This window comes from Budvicia diplopodorum (assembly GCF_009800925.1).
Classification (GTDB): domain Bacteria; phylum Pseudomonadota; class Gammaproteobacteria; order Enterobacterales; family Enterobacteriaceae; genus Budvicia; species Budvicia diplopodorum.
Map to the genome: position 1 here is coordinate 1 of NZ_WOYF01000016.1, position 17688 is coordinate 17688.

Here is a 17688-nt window from a genome sequence, read left to right on the forward strand (position 1 = left end):
AATAGCCGCAGCGGTTATAGCTCCAAAGGCCGGGTTGACGGCTACAGCGGCGGCGTTTACGCCACCTGGTATCAGGATGCCAACACCCTGAACGGCCTGTATGTGGACAGCTGGGTGCAGTACAGCCTGCTGGACGCTGAGGTACACGGCGAGCAGCTATCGGGCGAAAGCTACGATATGAGTGGCCTGAGCGCCTCGGTTGAAAGCGGCTATCGTCTCCCGGTTTATCAGGGTGAGAACGGTCAGGTGTTTATCACGCCACAGGCTCAGGTAACCTGGAGCGGTATCAGCGCTGACGACCACCGTGAAGTTAACGGTACCCGCGTGACTTCATCGGGTGAGAACAACGTTCAGACTCGTCTGGGCGTGAAGCTGTCCCGTGACGGCGTGAGCGATAAAGACAAAGGTAGCGACAAGCTATTTACCGTGTATGTCGAAGCCAACTGGTTGCATAACACCGAACAGGCGGGTGCCGTGCTGGACGGTGTGGCGGTCAAGCAAGCGGGCAACGCAAACGTGGGCGAGCTGAAGCTGGGGGCCGAAGGCCAACTGAATAAGCACGTTAATCTGTGGACCAACGTGGCTCAGCAAATGGGTGATGAAGGCTATAGCGATACTGCGTTAACCGTCGGATTTAAATATAAGTTCTGATAATCCGCTAATAAAAGGCCCGCCATGAATAATGGCGGGCCTTTATCTTATCAACGGTCATAGTTTACGTTTTATCCAGATCAAGGAATGTAGAACATATGGAAATCAGATCTAAACCTTGCTGTCATTATTGCGAAGATAGCCGACACGTTAGAAAACACGGCACATCGCGAGCACGTATTCAGCGCTATTTATGCTCTGCCTGTAATAGAACTTTTCAGACCCGTTATATTTATCAGGGAAATAAATCTGATAATAACCGTTCAATTAAAAATGATTAGATGAAGGACAAGATTATTCAGAAATTGCCCGTCATCTGGGAATAAAAACAGATGTAATGAATCGGCATAGTCTTACGCTGGCCGACTCATTACTTCCCCGAATAATGATAAATATATTTATTAGACTAATGAGTTAAGTTTATACGTTGAAAAAAGATTGTTACGCACCTTATTTTCAGATTAATACATGCAAGCGAGGTTATTATAACAAGACAACTTTATTCCCTCCTCCGAATTTAAGTGCAGAGCGGTTGCATTTCTGCTTGAAAGTGGCAAATCTGTTGCCCGTATGGCTCAAGAACTCGATATCAAAGAGAACACTCTCTACAACTTTTCCCATGTCCCACAGATCTCCGAACAATAATTAGAAATACGCCGCCTTAAGGCCAAAATCGCTGAACTGGAGCAGAAGCAATGAATACGATATTCGATGAATATCAACGTGTTCTACAGTCGCCGTCGCTAGCATTCAACGTTGGGCTATTTGTCCCCGGTTGATTATGAGGCTGTCGCGTAATTAGGTGGGAACAATTTCGGGAACAGATCGGTATATAAAACATCATAGATTGAGCATATATACTCACAAGCAAGTTGATATGGATTGAATAGCGTTGATTTATCGATAAGATAAAATGAAGAAAAATGAATGTATACGCGGATTACAGACAAAAAAATAGACGCCTAATGACGTCTATTTTTTCGAATTTGGTACCGAGGACGGGACTTGAACCCGTAAGCCCAATCGGGCACTACCACCTCAAGGTAGCGTGTCTACCAATTCCACCACCTCGGCACTGATTACTCTTGAACTCTTTATCCCTTAACGCGGGATATCACTATTTGGCGTATTCTGAGGAACAGGCGTAGGCTGCTCAGTTTTCACTGGGGTACTCAGATCTTCCCACTCACCGACTTTCTTATCTTGATGAGTACTAAGATTGCCTAACGCCAGACTAATCACAAAGAATAGCGTTGCTAAAATTGCTGTCATTCGAGTCATGAAGTTACCTGACCCGCCTGAACCAAATAGCGTTGCTGATGCACCGGCACCGAAAGAAGCGCCCATGTCAGCACCTTTACCTTGTTGCAGCATAACCAGACCAACCAGTCCGATAGCCACTAACAGGAAAATAATAAGAAGCGCTTCGTACATATTCTTGCCTGTAATCCTTCGGGATAACCCCGTGCGTGCTTAAGCTGGTACCAGTAACTGGAGACAATGTTAATTCGATCTCTCCCGACTGGAGCGGGTGTGAATACTAACCAAAGCCACAGGTAGGTGCAAGCGCATTTTAACAACCCGTGCGTATTTGCAGAAAAAATCGGCATATATTAAATAGGCGTTTGGTTAACTTGGGTATTATAGAGTAATCACGGCCCGCTCGCCATCACTGGATAAGCGCGTCAAACGCTTGCTCTGTACCATGAAATACGTTGAGATCGACAAAGGTATCAATGCCCTCAATTCGCCCTCTGTTGCCATATTGCCAAAACGTCCACGAACGGCCATCGGTTAACAGGGGCTGCCGATAAATATTGCGTATCCAGATCGGATTACCTTCAAATTGATAAGCGGCATAGTCATCAAAAAATTCGCTGGTCACATATAAAATTGGCTTCTTATGGTAAAAAGCTTCCAGACGATTTATTAATACCGTTATTTCTGTAATTACCTGCTCTTTGCTTAAGTTTGACTGACAGTTACCGCCATATTCCAGATCGATAATCGGCGGTAAAATACCGGGTTCATGCGGTACGGTTTCAATGAAGTTTTTAGCCTGTTGTTCGCCGGATTTGCAAAAAGTAAAAAAGTGGTAGGCTCCGACGATAAAATTACGCTTTCTGGCCGACTCCCAGTTAGCCTTAAAGCTTTTATCTTTAAAATCGGCACCTTCACTAGCCTTAACGAAGATAAAGCGGACTTTATCTTTATCAATGCTATCCCAATCAATTTGCTTTTGATGGTTTGATATATCAATTCCCTGTATAGGAAATTCAGCCAGAGTAGGATAATTAAACCTTAAATATCCATGATATAGCGAATAAATCGTTAAAGCCCCAATTCCAATAATGGCAATAATAATCCACAATAAATACCGAACTGGCATACGTAGTAATATCCTTTCACCGTTTGCTAATGATTAGATAGAACAAAGGCGGGAATATCCCGCCTTTGTTCTGAATCGTGGCTCGAGATGCTTAGCCCGCCGATTTTACAGCGTCGGCAATGCTATTTGCCAAGCGTAAAACCTGATCATAATCTTCACCTTCAACCATCACCCGAATCAACGGCTCAGTTCCTGATTTGCGCAATAATACCCGCCCACGACCAGACAACTCTTGTTCAACCTGAGCCGTAGCCTGTTTGACGCTATCAGTGTCTAACGGGTCATGTTTACCGGCAAAACGTACGTTGACCAAAACCTGAGGTAAGAGTTTCATTCCGCTACACAGGTCGTGTAGGGTCATATGGTTGCGGGCCATGGCGGCCAGCACCTGTAGACCCGCCACAATGCCATCACCCGTTGTAGTCTTATCTAAAAGAATGACGTGACCTGAATTCTCTGCACCGAGCGACCAACCCAGTTCTCTCATTTTTTCCAGAACGTAGCGGTCACCGACTTTGGCTCTGGCAAATGGGATCCCCAACTGCTTAAGTGCAAGCTCCAGCCCCATATTGCTCATCAGTGTTCCAACTGCACCGCCTTTAAGCTGGCCCTGACGCAGAGCTTCACGGGCGATGATATACAGAATTTGATCGCCATCGACTTTATTACCCAAATGATCGACCATCATTACCCGATCGCCATCGCCGTCAAAAGCGATACCTACGTGAGCTTTTTCAGCAAGAACGCGTTCTTGCAGCAGGGTAACGTCTGTTGCACCGCATTTCTCATTAATATTCATGCCGTCAGGCTCGCAGCCGATAGCAATAACTTTAGCACCGAGTTCACGCAGTACGCTCGGGGCGATGTGATAAGTTGCGCCATTGGCACAGTCGACTACGATCTTTAACTCGCTCAGGCTCAGTTCACTTGGGAAACCGCCTTTACAGAATTCAATATAACGACCAGCGGCATCGTTAATGCGGCTGGCTTTGCCCAACTCGGCTGACTCTACGCAGGTCAGCGGTTTTTCCATTTCAGCTTCTATCGCTTCTTCTACTTCATCCGGCAGCTTAGTTCCGTCAATAGAGAAGAACTTAATTCCGTTGTCATAATATGGATTATGGGAAGCCGAAATAACGATGCCCGCTTCAGCACGGAAAGTTCGGGTCAGATAAGCAACTGCAGGCGTTGGCATTGGGCCCGTAAAAGAAGCAGACAGACCGGCAGCAGCCAGTCCGGCCTCAAGGGCTGACTCCAGCATATAACCGGAAATACGCGTATCTTTACCGATAATAATTTTACGGGAGCCGTGACGTGCTAAAACTTTTCCTGCCGCCCAGCCTAGCTTAAGCACAAACTCCGGAGTGATAGGATGATCACCAACCTTGCCCCGAATACCATCCGTGCCAAAATACTTGCGATTACTGCTCATGTTATTTTTATCCCTTAGCCGAAAGTGTTGCTTCAACGACTCTCATCGCTTCAGCCGTTTCTTTTACGTCATGGACGCGAATAATTTGTGCCCCTTGCATTGCGGCAATTACCGCACAGGTAACGCTACCGATAACCCGTTGCTCAGGAGGCACATTTAAAAGTTGCCCTATCATAGACTTTCTCGACATTCCTACCAATAGCGGCAAACCAAAATGGTGAAAGTCAGACAAATGGGACAATAATTGGTAATTATGCTTTAGATTTTTGCCAAAACCGAACCCTGGGTCGAGCAATATTTTATTCTTATTAATACCGGCATTGATACAACGAGCAACATGTTGAGCGAAAAATGCATCAACGTCAGCCACCACGTCCTGATACTGAGGCTCATGCTGCATATTTTTGGGTATGCCTTGCATATGCATCAGGCAAACTGGCAATCCCGTTTCAAGCGCCGCGTCAATTGCTCCCGGCTCTTGTAATGCTCTGATATCATTGATCAGGTGAACCCCAACGCGGTTTGATTCCCTCATCACTTCCGGCTTGGATGTATCAACCGAAACCCAGATTTCAAAGTTTTTAGCTATTGCCTCAGCAACCGGAATAACCCGATCAAGCTCTTCCGCAACGGAAACGTCTGCCGCTCCGGGCCGGGTTGATTCGCCGCCAATATCAATAATGGTAGCTCCGGCCTGAATCATTTCATTTGCATGGCGTAAAGCGTTATCTATCTGACTATAGCGGCCGCCATCAGAGAAGGAGTCAGGCGTTACGTTGAGGATCCCCATCACCTGTGGATAGGAGAGCTCTAGCGTTAGTCCCCTGCTTTCTAACTTCATGGTGAATTCCTTTAGGCCAATATTAATCAATAGCTAATATTATTTTACTTCGGACCAGATGACTAATAAGAAACAAAAAAGCTCTTTAGTCAAAATATGCTTCACTGTAGCAACAAAGACAAAACCCCCGAGCAAGCTCGGGGGTTTTATTACCACGGTTAACCAATATGATTCACTTAAACTGCCGGTTTATCACTTGGTGTTTCAGGCTTATGCAGATCCGTTGGTTCAGAAGGCATAACCGGAACCTGAGTATTATCCACAGGTGGTTTAGTTCCACCACTCTGTGCGTCATCCCAACCAGCTGGAGTACGAACTTCACGACGGGCCATTAGATCGTCGACCTGAGGAGCATCAATGGTTTCATACTTCATCAGCGCATCTTTCATAGCATGCATGATGTCGATATTGTCTTCCAGAATTTGCCTTGCACGCTGATAGTTACGTTCGATCAGCAATTTCACTTCCTGATCGATAATGCGCGCAGTTTCATCAGACATGTGCTTAGTTTTTGACATCGAGCGGCCAAGGAAGACTTCACCTTCTTCTTCAGCATACAGTAGCGGGCCCAATTTTTCAGAGAAGCCCCACTGAGTTACCATGTTACGCGCAATCGATGTAGCGTATTTGATATCCTGAGATGCCCCTGTCGATACTTTATTCTCGCCATAGATTAACTCTTCGGCCAAACGACCACCATAAGCAACCGAGATCATACTTTCCAACTTCTGGCGGTTCACGCTGATTGCGTCGCCCTCAGGAAGGAAGAAGGTTACGCCTAACGCCCGTCCGCGAGGAATAATCGTTACCTTATGAACCGGATCGTGTTCCGGTACCAAACGGCCAACAATCGCATGGCCAGCTTCATGGTAAGCCGTCGACTCTTTCTGCTCTTCGGTCATCACCATTGAACGACGCTCAGCACCCATCATGATCTTATCTTTGGCTTTTTCAAATTCAACCATGGATACAACGCGCTTATTAGTACGGGCAGCAAACAGAGCGGCTTCGTTAACTAAGTTAGCTAAATCAGCACCAGAGAAACCCGGCGTACCGCGAGCGATAACGGACTCGTCTACGTCTGGCGATACTGGTACGCGGCGCATATGGACTTTAAGAATTTGGGCGCGCCCGCGAACGTCTGGTAATCCAACAACAACCTGACGGTCAAAACGACCCGGGCGTAACAATGCAGGATCCAAAACGTCCGGACGGTTAGTAGCGGCAATAACGATAACGCCTTCATTACCTTCAAAACCGTCCATCTCAACCAGCATTTGGTTCAAGGTTTGCTCACGCTCATCGTGACCGCCGCCTAAGCCAGCGCCACGCTGACGGCCCACCGCATCGATTTCATCGATAAAGATGATACAAGGGGCGGCTTTCTTAGCCTGTTCGAACATATCACGAACGCGAGATGCACCAACACCAACAAACATTTCAACAAAGTCAGAGCCGGAAATGGTAAAGAATGGCACTTTAGCTTCACCGGCAATCGCTTTAGCCAGCAAAGTTTTACCGGTACCCGGAGGACCGACCATCAAAATGCCTTTAGGGATTTTACCACCTAGCTTTTGGAACCGGCTTGGGTCACGTAAAAACTCAACTAATTCACTGACGTCTTCTTTTGCTTCATCACAACCGGCAACGTCAGCAAAGGTCGTCTTGATCTGCTCTTCCGATAACATTCTGGCCTTACTTTTGCCGAATGACATCGCACCTTTACCACCGCCGCCTTGCATTTGGCGCATAAAGAAGATCCAGACGCCAATCAACAGAAGCATCGGGAACCAGGAGATAAATACTTGTTGCAGGAAGCCCGGTTGTTCCGGCGGTTCACCGACAGTTTTTACATTATTTTTTAGCAACAGACTAATAAGTAATGGATCTTCAACAGGTATATAAGTTGTATGGGTCGCTTTGTCTTGCTGTGTTTTATACTGAATTTCGCGCCCACTAATGCGAGCTTCGCTAACCTGGTTATTACTAACCTGCGTCATAAACTCAGAATAGTCAGTTCGACGACTATTAGATTCGCTAGGTCCGAAGCTCTGAAATACAGTCATCAGGACAACCGCGATGACCAACCAGAGAATTAGGTTTTTCGCCATATCACTCAAGGAATTAACCTCATATTACAATGGTATTAACAATACGCGTTAGGGTACTATAGTTTTCGCCCAGTCGCTACAATGTATACTTCACGTGAACGAGCTCGCGAAGCATCAGGTTTACGGACTTTTACTGTGTTAAAGAAAGAGCGGACTTCGCGTAAATACTCATCAAATCCCTCCCCTTGAAAGACCTTCACCAAAAAACTGCCGCCCGGCGCTAGTACATCTCTACACATCTCTAACGCCAGTTCCACTAGATACATCGACCTTGGAATATCAACGGCAGGAGTGCCACTCATATTCGGCGCCATATCGGACATTACTACCTGAACCTTGCCGTCACCTACGCGCTCTAACAAGGCTTTCAGGACCATCTCATCACGAAAATCGCCCTGAAGAAAGTCAACACCAACGATTGGATCCATAGGTAAAATGTCGCATGCAATCACTCTACCCGTGTTACCAATTTGTGTCACAACATATTGTGACCAACCACCCGGTGCAGCACCCAGATCGACAATGGTCATTCCTGATTTAAATAATTTGTCTGTTTGCTGTATTTCATCTAGTTTAAACCATGCGCGGGAACGTAGCCCCTTTTTCTGCGCCTGTTGTACATATTTATCGTTAAAGTGTTCTTGTAACCAGCGTGTTGAACTGCCTGAACGCTTTTTACCCATGAGGTATTCCAACTATAAATGTCTATCGGCTTCACACCAAATTGGTGATAAGTATCAGATGGCGGTAGAATAAGCCGTTTTCAACCCCAAACCCAAACTGACGTAAAGAAAATGAATCTATCTAACAAGCAAAAGCAACATCTTAAAAGCTTAGCGCACCCTTTAAAACCTGTAGTGATGATAGGTGGGAACGGCCTTACAGAGGGCGTCCTCGCTGAAATCGAACAGGCTTTAGAACATCATGAGCTGATAAAAGTAAAAATATCAACGGAAGAGCGCGAAACAAAACAACTGATTGCTGAAGCGATTACTCGTGAAACTGGCGCTAACAATGTGCAGGTGATTGGCAGTATTTTAGTGCTCTATAGAGCAAGTAAAGATAAAAAAATCAGCCTGCCTCGTTAAGTTTGATGAAAAAAGGTGATAATTGTCGCCTTTTTTCATTTCTTTACATTCAGCCAGATATTGACCAAATGTAATATGACCAGAAATTAGAGGTATTGAACCTTTAAAATCTCAAACTCGATATCGCCACCGGGTGCCTTGATGATTACAACATCGTCGGCTTCTTTGCCAATAAGCCCGCGGGCCATCGGTGAGTTAATTGAGATCAAATTTTGCTTAAAATCGGCCTCATCGTCACCCACGATACGATAAGTCAGCTCTTCTTCAGTTTCCAGATTCATCACATCAACCGTGGTACCAAAAATCACCCGGCCGGTATTTGGCATTTTAGTCACATCAATAATCTGGACGTTAGATAGCTTAGCTTCGATATCTTGGATACGACCTTCGCAGAAACCTTGCTGCTCGCGAGCGGCATGATATTCCGCATTTTCTTTCAGATCGCCGTGAGCACGCGCTTCGGCAATATCAGAAATGATTTTGGGTCTACGTACGCTTTTTAAGTATTCGAGCTCTTCACGCAGGTTCTCGGCCCCAAGTAACGTCATTGGAATTTGTTTCATCTATCCTTTCCTCTTAAATCGCTGACATTAGCCACAGCCGCAACGATTTATAATAAATTGACGGCCTTTCTCTACAAGGCTGTCTACTTTACAAACAAAAGCAGTCCGACCCGGCACCATTTAACCAAGCCAAACAAATATCGCATTGAGGCCCCATTTTACCTTAGAGTTGCTTTGGGGTCATTGTTTACTTTTATCATACATCAGCCATAGTATGGCAATCATGGGATAAATTACTGAATCGAATAATGGTACACTTTCAGCCGCTCAAACCATTGCCCCTATTCGAGTCGAGAGCCCGAAAGCGTAGTATCAAAACCGGCTATTCAGGACAATATTATTTATGCAGGCAAGCAGGTACCAATTAATTATGCGTTTATTGAAAATTTTCACCGGGTTGGCATGTACATTGGCATTCACCGTACAGGCAGCACCGATTGAACAATATGCTGAATCCCTCCCGGACGGTGCTAGCCTCTCCCTGATGGTACAAAAAGTCGGCGCATCGACACCATCTATAGACTACCACGGTAAACAGCTAAGCCTGCCGGCCAGTACACAAAAAGTCGTTACCGCATTAGCCGCATTATTACAGCTTGGGCCAGATTTCAAATTTATCACCACAATGGAAAGTTCCGCAACCTTCAGCAACGGCGTTCTTAATGGCGATCTGATTGTTCGTTTTAGCGGTGACCCTACGCTAAAACGCCAGCAACTGCGTAATATGGTGCAGTCGCTCAAACAGCAAGGATTACAGAAGATATCCGGCAGTCTGGTGATTGATTCATCGGTATTTGCCAGCCACGATAAAGCGCCCGGCTGGTCATGGAACGATTTGACCCAATGTTTCAGCGCTCCGCCTTCTGCGGCCATTGTTGATAAAAACTGTTTTACTATTGCTCTGCAAACGTCAAAACAGAGCGGTGGCACGGCAACAGCGCAGGTAGCACCTTATTACCCCGTTCAAGTTATCAGCAACGTAAAATCTTATCCGCAAAACTCACCGGATGCCCGTTACTGTGAATTTGATGTTATTGCCAGTGAGAATCAGAGATACACCCTGGCAGGATGCATGACTCAGCAAGAGAAGCCGATTTCATTAGCGTTCGCGATTCAGGACGGTGCCGATTACGCAGGCCAGATATTAAAGAGTGAATTTCAACAGGCAGGAATTCAAATTGGTAACGCTATCAGATACCAAACGTCACCAACGGCGCCAGCCAAAGTGTTGGCGCAAACTCAGTCAGTAGCGTTACACGATCTACTCAAAGTGATGCTAAAAGTTTCTGATAATATGATTGCCGATACCGTCTTTCGTACCATGGGTAACAGGCAATATGGCGTTCCGGGAACATGGCGTTCAGGCTCTAATGCGGTTCGTTTAACGCTACGTCAGCAGGCTGGGATTGATATTGGTAATACAGTTATCGCCGACGGCTCCGGCTTATCTAGACATAACCTGATTGCGGCTGATACGATGATGCAGATTTTACAATATATCGCGCAGCACGACGCCCAGCTAGATTTTATTTCAATGCTGCCCGTCTCCGGTCAGGACGGAACCCTCCGTTCCCGCAGTGGCTTTAAAGACGCCGGGTTAGACGGTAAAGTCTCGGCGAAAACCGGGGCGCTTCAGGGAGTTTACAATCTGGCTGGCTTCATCACTACGGCCAGCGGTGAGAAAATGGCGTTTGTTCAGTATCTATCTGGCTACGCCATGTCACCACAGGATCGCTCAAGTCGTAAAGCAACGTTGGCCGGATTTGAAAGCATGCTTTACCGGGATATTTACACGAGTAACTAATCGTCGGAAACAACCATATCGGGCGGAACAAAACCGCCTATATGGTTTAAATCTATCAGCTATCCATCGTCTCTTCCAAAACCCACACGCTGACACTACCGCCGTTAACCGGAAAATCTGCATTTCCCTGTTCATCGGTCGTTATCGTCTCTTCACGTTTGCCAAGATAATCACGATAATTTTTGTTTGCGAATCCATCGCCTAATGGAATATTTTTCTTATTCTCAGCTCCGTTCGATAGAATCACGACACAACCGGGCTCTTCGTTGGTTCCTGAGCGGACAAAGGCAATACAGTTAGCATCATCAAAGTATTCGGTCTGTATTCCGTTAGCAAAACGTTGGCGCGCCTGTATCAACAAAGGCAGTTCCTCTATCGCAGACATCTCAATGTCATAAAGCTCACCATCACTTCCCTCATCCTGATAGCTCGCGCCGAATAGGTCTGGATAAAAAATGCAGGGAACACCCTGTTCACGCATTAGGATCAGCGCATAGGCTAAGGGTTTAAACCAAGGGTCAACTGGCGTTTCCAGCGACTGTAGAGGCTGCGTATCATGATTAGCAACAAGCGTTACCGCATGTTCTGCGTTGGCAGCAACTAAAGAACCGTCAAAGATCGTCGTCAGGTCAAACTCGTCGCCGCCTTTTGAAGCATGATAGAAATTCAGATGAAGCGGTGCATCAAATAGCATTAGCTTATCGTCAACTAAGTCCAGATATTGCTGCAAAATGCTCAAGTCGTGCGACCAATATTCGGCCACGGTAAATAAGTCTCTCTGAACGGTACCTCTGGCATGATCCAGCCATTGCTTAAAGAACCATGCAGGAATATGTTTTACCGCGTCGAGCCTGAAACCATCACAGGGTACCGTTTCCATCAACCAGGTTATCCAGCGCTTAAGTTCTTCCATCACCGCCGGGTTTCGGTACTCAATGTTGGCTCCCATCAGAAAATCATAGTTGCCGTTTTCACTATCAACCTCATCGTTCCATCCGTCATCAGCATAGTCATTAACAATTTTGAATATCCCCTCTTCCCGAGGCTCTTCAATATAGTCAACACCGCTAAAGCTATGGAAATCCCAAACGTATTCAGAGTACTTATTCTGCCGACCGGGAAAAGTAAATCGGGTATAGGCCAGCGCTTCTATCACTTCGTTGGAAATATCATTACGATTATCCGAATCAACCTTTTTGACCTGAATCTTTTCCTTTTCATCAGCACCCAGTTTATGGTTGAGAACAATATCTAAATAGACCTCTAACCCGTTATCTTTAAGGGTATTAACCGCCTTAAGCAGGCCATCCTTATCACCATATTTAGTCGCGCGAGATCCTTTCTGCTCAAACTCACCAAGATCAAATAGGTCATAAGAGTCATACCCCACAGAATAGCCGCCAGAAGCCCCTTTATAAGGAGGAGGTAACCACACGGCGGTTATCCCTAACTCAGCCAGTTGTTCAGCACGTTCTACGGCCTCAGGCCACAATTTGCCACCATCAGGATAATACCAATGGAAAAACTGCAGTATGATTGCTTTTTTCATAATTACTGGTTCCATAAGTCGATTGGATTCAGTAAAAGTATGGTGTTGATTGGCTAAAAATACAGCGAAAGATAATATTAATTACCCGAACAAAAAGAAAAGGCTGCCTTAAGGCAGCCTTCATTAGTCGATTCAATATGTCGATCGGTTAGCGTCGTTCATAAATAATTTCAACGCCGTCGTCATCTTCTTCGTCCCAATCATCATCGTCGTCATCTTCATCAGAACCGGTCCAAATCTCTTCCTTACTGTTACTATCAGAACCATCTAATTGCTCACGATGGTAGTCATCCCACATAAACTCGACTTTCTCTGGAGCAACTTCTTCAATAGCCATCGTTTTAGGATGCGCGTTCAGGAAGGCCATAACGTCCCAGCAGAGTGCCGTCACACCGGCGCGATTAGCCGCTGAAATCAGGTAATATTTACCTTCCCAGCCTAATGCATCAGCGATCTCTTTTGCTCTTGCCTCGGCTTCTTCTTCACTAACCAGATCGACTTTGTTAAATACCAGCCAACGCGGTTTATCCGCTAAGTTTTCACTGTATTGATTCAGCTCATTGATAATAATATGAGCATTCTCAACAGGTTCAGATTCATCAATTGGCGCAATATCGATAAGGTGCAACAACACACGACAACGTTCAAGGTGCTTAAGGAACCGAATACCTAGGCCTGCGCCATCGGAAGCGCCTTCAATAAGACCAGGAATATCGGCAACGACAAAGCTCTGCTCGCTGTCCATACGCACCACGCCTAAACTAGGCACTAACGTTGTAAACGGGTAGTCAGCAACTTTCGGCTTCGCGGCAGATACTGCACGGATAAAGGTCGATTTGCCAGCATTTGGTAAACCAAGCATACCGACATCGGCCAGCAATAAGAGCTCTAACAATAGATCATGCTTATCACCCGGCGTACCGCTGGTCTTCTGACGAGGAGCCCGGTTAGTTGATGATTTAAAACGCAGGTTACCTAAGCCATGGAAGCCGCCTTTAGCGACCATTATTTTTTGCCCATGGCGGGTCAAATCGCCTAAAATCTCACCGGTATCCTGATCCTGAATTCGCGTTCCTACAGGAACCTTGATGGTAACATCTTGGCCTCTGCGACCGGTACAGGCCTTGCTTTGGCCATTTTGGCCACGCTCGGCGCGAAAGGATTTCTCAAAACGATAGTCGATCAGCGTATTTAGGTTCTCATCAGCGATCATGTAAACATCGCCGCCATCACCGCCGTCTCCTCCATCAGGGCCACCGTTAGGAATATATTTTTCGCGGCGGAAGCTTACACAACCGTTACCACCGTCGCCTGCTTCAACGCGAATGACTGCTTCATCAACGAATTTCATTCACTGTCTCCGTAAATTATTTATCCGACTACCCAAATGCCTTACTCTGATTTTACCCTATATTCTCGGGTTAATTTCTGAATGCTATTTATAGGGGTAATACCGATTTTTTCTCTGACCGCCGGGGCAATAGTCGATGGCCCGCAGCGGAAAACATGGCGCCCATAACAACAATGAATGCGCCGCTATATCCAAGTATATTTAGCACCGTCATGGAGAATACATCTGGCCAGAACAATGCTAATAAATCAGAAAATACTAAAGTAAACAAAGGAGTCAGCGTAATCAGGGCACTCACTTGTGCCACCTGCCAGCGCGCCATCGCTTCACCCAAAGCGCCATAGGCAACTAGAGTATTCAATCCACAAAAAGCCAGACAGCCCAACTGCCATGCGTTTAGTTTATAAATTTCACTGGGTGTTGATATCGGAGTAACGAGAACCACACATAATATATACAGTAGAAACAGGATCTGAGAAGCTGCCAGTCGCCGTTGTAGTATCTTCTGAGCAATCGCATAGCAAACCCAAACCAGTGCAGAACACATGCCCAGCAGCACGCCCACGGTGTAATCGGTTAGACGCGTAAATATTTCAATCAGGTTAGTATTAAAAAACAATACCAAACCAAAAATTAACATCGCGGCACCGATAACCTGGGTGATTCTCATACTTTCTTTGAGTATCAGTACGCTGGCAAACATCAACCCTACCGGCGATAGCTGTACAATCACCTGAGAAGCAGTCGGCGTTAAATACTGTAATGCAGAGCTGTATAGAATAAAGTTTCCGACCAATCCCAATGAGGCAATGATTAACATGGCCAACCAACGAGGGCGCTTAAATAAGCTTAAGCTAGGTAACTTATGCTGAACCGCTAATACGATGCCAAGACCCACTGCAGATATAATAAAACGATACCAAACAATGGTATTAGGTGTCATATCCGGCAAAAGTTGCTTTATCGCAATTGGCACCATACCCCATAACACCGCAGTTATTAGTGCAAACGTAATGCCTAATCCCACACTCTGTTTTACTTGCGACATTTATCTAACGGCTCCAGCGCTACGGAACGAATTCTATTCAGATACCAATTTCAAGTATCACCACAACAGATTGATCAATAATAATCCATCAGTCATGTCATCAACAGCCGATGAGCTAACATACCTTTAAAAATAAAAAGCCCCGCAATAACAATTGCAGGGCCTTACATCTATTGGGGCTCGAAAAAGTTATTCAGCTTCGATGCTGATAAACTTACGATTTTTCGGGCCTTTTACTTCAAATTTGACTTTACCGTCAATTAAAGCAAACAGAGTGTGATCGCGACCGCAACCTACGTTAGTACCCGCGTGGAACTTAGTACCACGTTGACGTACCAGAATGTTGCCAGCCAGAATTGATTCACCACCAAAACGCTTAACGCCTAAACGTTTCGCTTCAGAATCGCGGCCATTTCGTGTGGAACCGCCAGCCTTTTTATGTGCCATTTATCGATCTCCTATACCTTAAGCGCTGATAGCAGTGATTTTAACATCAGTAAACCACTGACGGTGGCCCTGCTGCTTACGGTAGTGCTTACGACGACGGAACTTGACGATTTTAATTTTATCGCCACGACCGTGTGCCACAATCTCTGCTTTAACTTTGCTGCCGTCAACGTATGGAACGCCAATCTTAACGTCATCACCGTTAGCAATCATCATAACTTGGTCAAACTCAATAGTTTCACCCGTTGCGATGTCCAGCTTTTCCAAGCGAACAGTTTGCCCTTCGCTTACTCGGTGTTGTTTACCACCACTTTGGAAAACCGCGTACATATAAACTCCGCATTTCCGCGCATCCGACTTAATGTGTATAGAGTGCGCTATAAAATATTCACAATAGGGCGCGAATTCTACGCAAAAATCTAACCGATGACAAGCGTAGATATGATAAGAATGAGAAGAAAATAATTAAGCACATTTAAGGACGTTCATCTACGCTCGTTTTCAAGTACAATCCTCTTGCCTCGGCGCACGTTTTTTGCGTGCCGGAGGATGGCCCCTAATATCAAAATAAAATGATAATATTATAATTGACGCTATGAACATTGAAAAAATCACGCAGTTAGCAGAACAGGACATGGCAGCGGTCAACGCGGCAATACTGGCCCAGTTAGATTCAGATGTAGTACTTATCAATCAATTGGGACATTACATCATTAGCGGCGGAGGAAAACGTATCCGCCCAATGATTGCTGTGCTTGCAGCCAGGGCTCTTGATTACCAAGGTGACGGACACATTACTTCCGCCGCTCTAATTGAATTTATCCATACTGCGACGTTACTTCATGATGACGTTGTTGATGAGTCCGATCTTCGCAGAGGAAAGGCTACGGCTAATGCAGCGTTTGGTAACGCGGCCAGCGTGTTAGTTGGTGACTTTATCTATACCCGTTCGTTTCAGATGATGACTAGCCTCGGGTCATTAAAAATTCTCAAACTGATGTCGTCAGCAACTAACGTTATTGCTGAAGGGGAAGTCATGCAGTTAATGAACTGCAACAACCCAAATATCACTGAAGAAAATTATATGCAGGTGATTTACAGTAAAACGGCCCGATTGTTCGAAGCTGCTGCGCAAACGTCAGCCATTTTGGCTAATGGAACGCCTGAACAAGAAAAGGCCTTACAGGATTATGGTCGCTATATTGGTACGGCATTCCAGCTAATTGACGATTTACTGGATTACAGCGCTAACGGAGCCAAATTAGGAAAAAATCTAGGTGACGATCTTAACGAAGGCAAACCTACCCTACCATTGCTGCACGCAATGCATAATGGAAGCCCTGAAAGGTCAGCACAAATTCGTGAAGCGATTGAACAAGGGAACGGCAGGCACCTGCTACAGCCCGTATTAGAAACCATGCACCAATGTGGTTCACTGGCATATACCCAAAAACGAGCCGAAGAAGAAGCGGACAAAGCAATTGCCGCGCTAGCTTGCCTACCCGACACGCCGTATAAAGCCGCGTTGGAAGGTTTAGCCCGCCTTTCTGTACACAGAGACACCTAGCAGTTTTACACATAGACAGCGGTCTGCCGCAGTGGCCCGCTGTCTATATTTTTGTAACAGTAATCCTATTCTACTTCGCTAAGTTCAGCCTCAGGCACCGTTACGTTACTTTCTGTGCGCGCATTTACTTTAGCCATTAAGCCGGTAACGCCATATCGGACGATCAATGACGTTATTTGCTCTCGCTCCGTCAGCGTTAATTGGTTATATGCAGTAACCCAGATAGAAAATGGATCATTACTATTAGCAATATACTGCGTGCCGTTCTCATTAGCCCGTAAAACGCTCCGGGCTTTATCTGGAATACTATCAATATGATACTCAAGCGCCTTACCCTGAATGCCGAGGCGTTTACGACTATTCCACTGTTCCCTACGAGCTTTCTGATTAATTCCCTGAATGGTAGAAGGTAGCCCAGCAATCCCTGTCAGCTCATTTGTTGAAAACCATTCTTTTTTCATAAAATATTACCCTTTCGCTCGCTATTCCATACTGTCAGTTCACTTATGACTTTCTTAAATACAGATGAAATATTTCGTTTTAGTAAAGCATGTGCCGTTTATTACGGCTCGAATATATAAACCGGTAACTGGGTTATGTTAGTCGCATAAATAAAAAAAAGACTAGTTTAAATTTCTTTTCCTGTCTAAAAAGACAGGTTAACTCATTGTAAAAACGTATTTTCTGCGAGGTTCTTTTAGCCAAATAAATCAATAAATCGGAGGATGAAGATGCTAATGGAATAACCTTACCTAACATTCATAATAGATATAAAATTAGAATAACTTAATGACCAATTTAATATAAAAATCACTTTACTTAATGAATAAAAATAAATATCCACTCA

At 45.4% G+C, this 17688-nt stretch carries 19 protein-coding genes and 1 tRNA gene; 6 read left to right on the plus strand and 14 right to left on the minus strand.

The features are described from left to right. The 3 genes from GVI43_RS13160 to GVI43_RS16085 form a co-directional block, all read left to right on the plus strand. On the plus strand, positions 1-651 hold a 651-nt coding region (locus GVI43_RS13160), incomplete at its 5' end, for an autotransporter outer membrane beta-barrel domain-containing protein (RefSeq protein WP_159567322.1). A 98-nt stretch (positions 652-749) separates the two neighbouring features. Next, complete coding sequence (locus GVI43_RS16080) at positions 750-932, plus strand: IS1/IS1595 family N-terminal zinc-binding domain-containing protein (RefSeq protein ID WP_425482152.1); 183 nt, start codon at positions 750-752, stop codon at positions 930-932. 220 nt (positions 933-1152) lie between these two features. After that, positions 1153-1296 (plus strand): transposase, encoded by a 144-nt coding sequence (locus GVI43_RS16085; RefSeq protein ID WP_159567384.1) that lies wholly within the window; start codon positions 1153-1155, stop codon positions 1294-1296. A gap of 342 nt (positions 1297-1638) precedes the next feature. On the opposite strand, the gene GVI43_RS13170 is transcribed toward GVI43_RS16085, so the two are convergent. The 7 genes from GVI43_RS13170 to rlmE form a co-directional block, all read right to left on the minus strand. Continuing rightward, positions 1639-1725: transfer RNA gene (locus GVI43_RS13170), tRNA-Leu, on the minus strand. A gap of 27 nt (positions 1726-1752) precedes the next feature. Further along, entirely contained in the window at positions 1753-2085 is a 333-nt protein-coding gene (secG, locus tag GVI43_RS13175) for a preprotein translocase subunit SecG (protein ID WP_159567323.1), read from the minus strand. A gap of 235 nt (positions 2086-2320) precedes the next feature. Beyond that, positions 2321-3040: a glycoside hydrolase family 25 protein gene (locus GVI43_RS13180; protein WP_159567324.1), complete on the minus strand. Its 720-nt coding sequence runs from the start codon at positions 3038-3040 to the stop codon at positions 2321-2323. Between the two features lie 91 nt (positions 3041-3131). Further along, on the minus strand, positions 3132-4472 hold the full coding sequence (gene glmM, locus GVI43_RS13185) for a phosphoglucosamine mutase (protein ID WP_159567325.1): 1341 nt from the start codon (positions 4470-4472) through the stop codon (positions 3132-3134). Between the two features lie 7 nt (positions 4473-4479). Next, positions 4480-5313 carry a dihydropteroate synthase gene (gene folP, locus GVI43_RS13190; protein WP_159567326.1) on the minus strand — a complete coding sequence of 278 codons (834 nt, stop codon included), beginning with the start codon at positions 5311-5313 and terminating at the stop codon, positions 4480-4482. Positions 5314-5489: 176 nt separating this feature from the next. After that, positions 5490-7433 carry an ATP-dependent zinc metalloprotease FtsH gene (gene ftsH, locus GVI43_RS13195; protein ID WP_159567327.1) on the minus strand — a complete coding sequence of 648 codons (1944 nt, stop codon included), beginning with the start codon at positions 7431-7433 and terminating at the stop codon, positions 5490-5492. 47 nt (positions 7434-7480) lie between these two features. Beyond that, a complete protein-coding gene (rlmE, locus tag GVI43_RS13200) occupies positions 7481-8107 on the minus strand; it encodes a 23S rRNA (uridine(2552)-2'-O)-methyltransferase RlmE (RefSeq protein WP_159567328.1) in 627 nt (208 codons plus the stop codon). A 111-nt stretch (positions 8108-8218) separates the two neighbouring features. Here rlmE and yhbY point away from each other — a divergent pair, with 111 nt between their 5' ends. Next, positions 8219-8512 carry a ribosome assembly RNA-binding protein YhbY gene (yhbY, locus tag GVI43_RS13205; protein ID WP_159567329.1) on the plus strand — a complete coding sequence of 98 codons (294 nt, stop codon included), beginning with the start codon at positions 8219-8221 and terminating at the stop codon, positions 8510-8512. Positions 8513-8598: 86 nt separating this feature from the next. Here the strand turns inward: yhbY and greA are convergent, their stop codons facing one another. Continuing rightward, a complete protein-coding gene (gene greA, locus GVI43_RS13210; protein WP_159567330.1) occupies positions 8599-9075 on the minus strand; it encodes a transcription elongation factor GreA in 477 nt (158 codons plus the stop codon). A 370-nt stretch (positions 9076-9445) separates the two neighbouring features. Here greA and dacB point away from each other — a divergent pair, with 370 nt between their 5' ends. Next, positions 9446-10879 carry a serine-type D-Ala-D-Ala carboxypeptidase gene (gene dacB, locus GVI43_RS13215; RefSeq protein WP_159567331.1) on the plus strand — a complete coding sequence of 478 codons (1434 nt, stop codon included), beginning with the start codon at positions 9446-9448 and terminating at the stop codon, positions 10877-10879. Between the two features lie 55 nt (positions 10880-10934). Here the strand turns inward: dacB and amyA are convergent, their stop codons facing one another. The 5 genes from amyA to rplU form a co-directional block, all read right to left on the minus strand. Then, on the minus strand, positions 10935-12431 hold the full coding sequence (gene amyA, locus GVI43_RS13220) for an alpha-amylase (RefSeq protein ID WP_170324336.1): 1497 nt from the start codon (positions 12429-12431) through the stop codon (positions 10935-10937). A gap of 145 nt (positions 12432-12576) precedes the next feature. Then, complete coding sequence (gene cgtA / locus GVI43_RS13225) at positions 12577-13779, minus strand: Obg family GTPase CgtA (protein WP_159567333.1); 1203 nt, start codon at positions 13777-13779, stop codon at positions 12577-12579. Between the two features lie 88 nt (positions 13780-13867). Next, entirely contained in the window at positions 13868-14827 is a 960-nt protein-coding gene (locus GVI43_RS13230; protein ID WP_159567334.1) for a DMT family transporter, read from the minus strand. Positions 14828-15016: 189 nt separating this feature from the next. Further along, positions 15017-15274, minus strand: coding sequence for a 50S ribosomal protein L27 (gene rpmA, locus GVI43_RS13235; protein ID WP_029094365.1), 258 nt, complete (start codon positions 15272-15274; stop codon positions 15017-15019). 18 nt (positions 15275-15292) lie between these two features. After that, positions 15293-15604, minus strand: coding sequence for a 50S ribosomal protein L21 (gene rplU / locus GVI43_RS13240; protein WP_159567335.1), 312 nt, complete (start codon positions 15602-15604; stop codon positions 15293-15295). A 265-nt stretch (positions 15605-15869) separates the two neighbouring features. On the opposite strand from rplU, the gene ispB reads away from it, so the two are divergent. Then, complete coding sequence (gene ispB / locus GVI43_RS13245) at positions 15870-16841, plus strand: octaprenyl diphosphate synthase (protein WP_159567336.1); 972 nt, start codon at positions 15870-15872, stop codon at positions 16839-16841. A 65-nt stretch (positions 16842-16906) separates the two neighbouring features. Here the strand turns inward: ispB and GVI43_RS13250 are convergent, their stop codons facing one another. Next, positions 16907-17302 (minus strand): DNA-binding protein, encoded by a 396-nt coding sequence (locus GVI43_RS13250; protein ID WP_159567337.1) that lies wholly within the window; start codon positions 17300-17302, stop codon positions 16907-16909. Between the last annotated feature and the right edge of the window lie 386 nt (positions 17303-17688).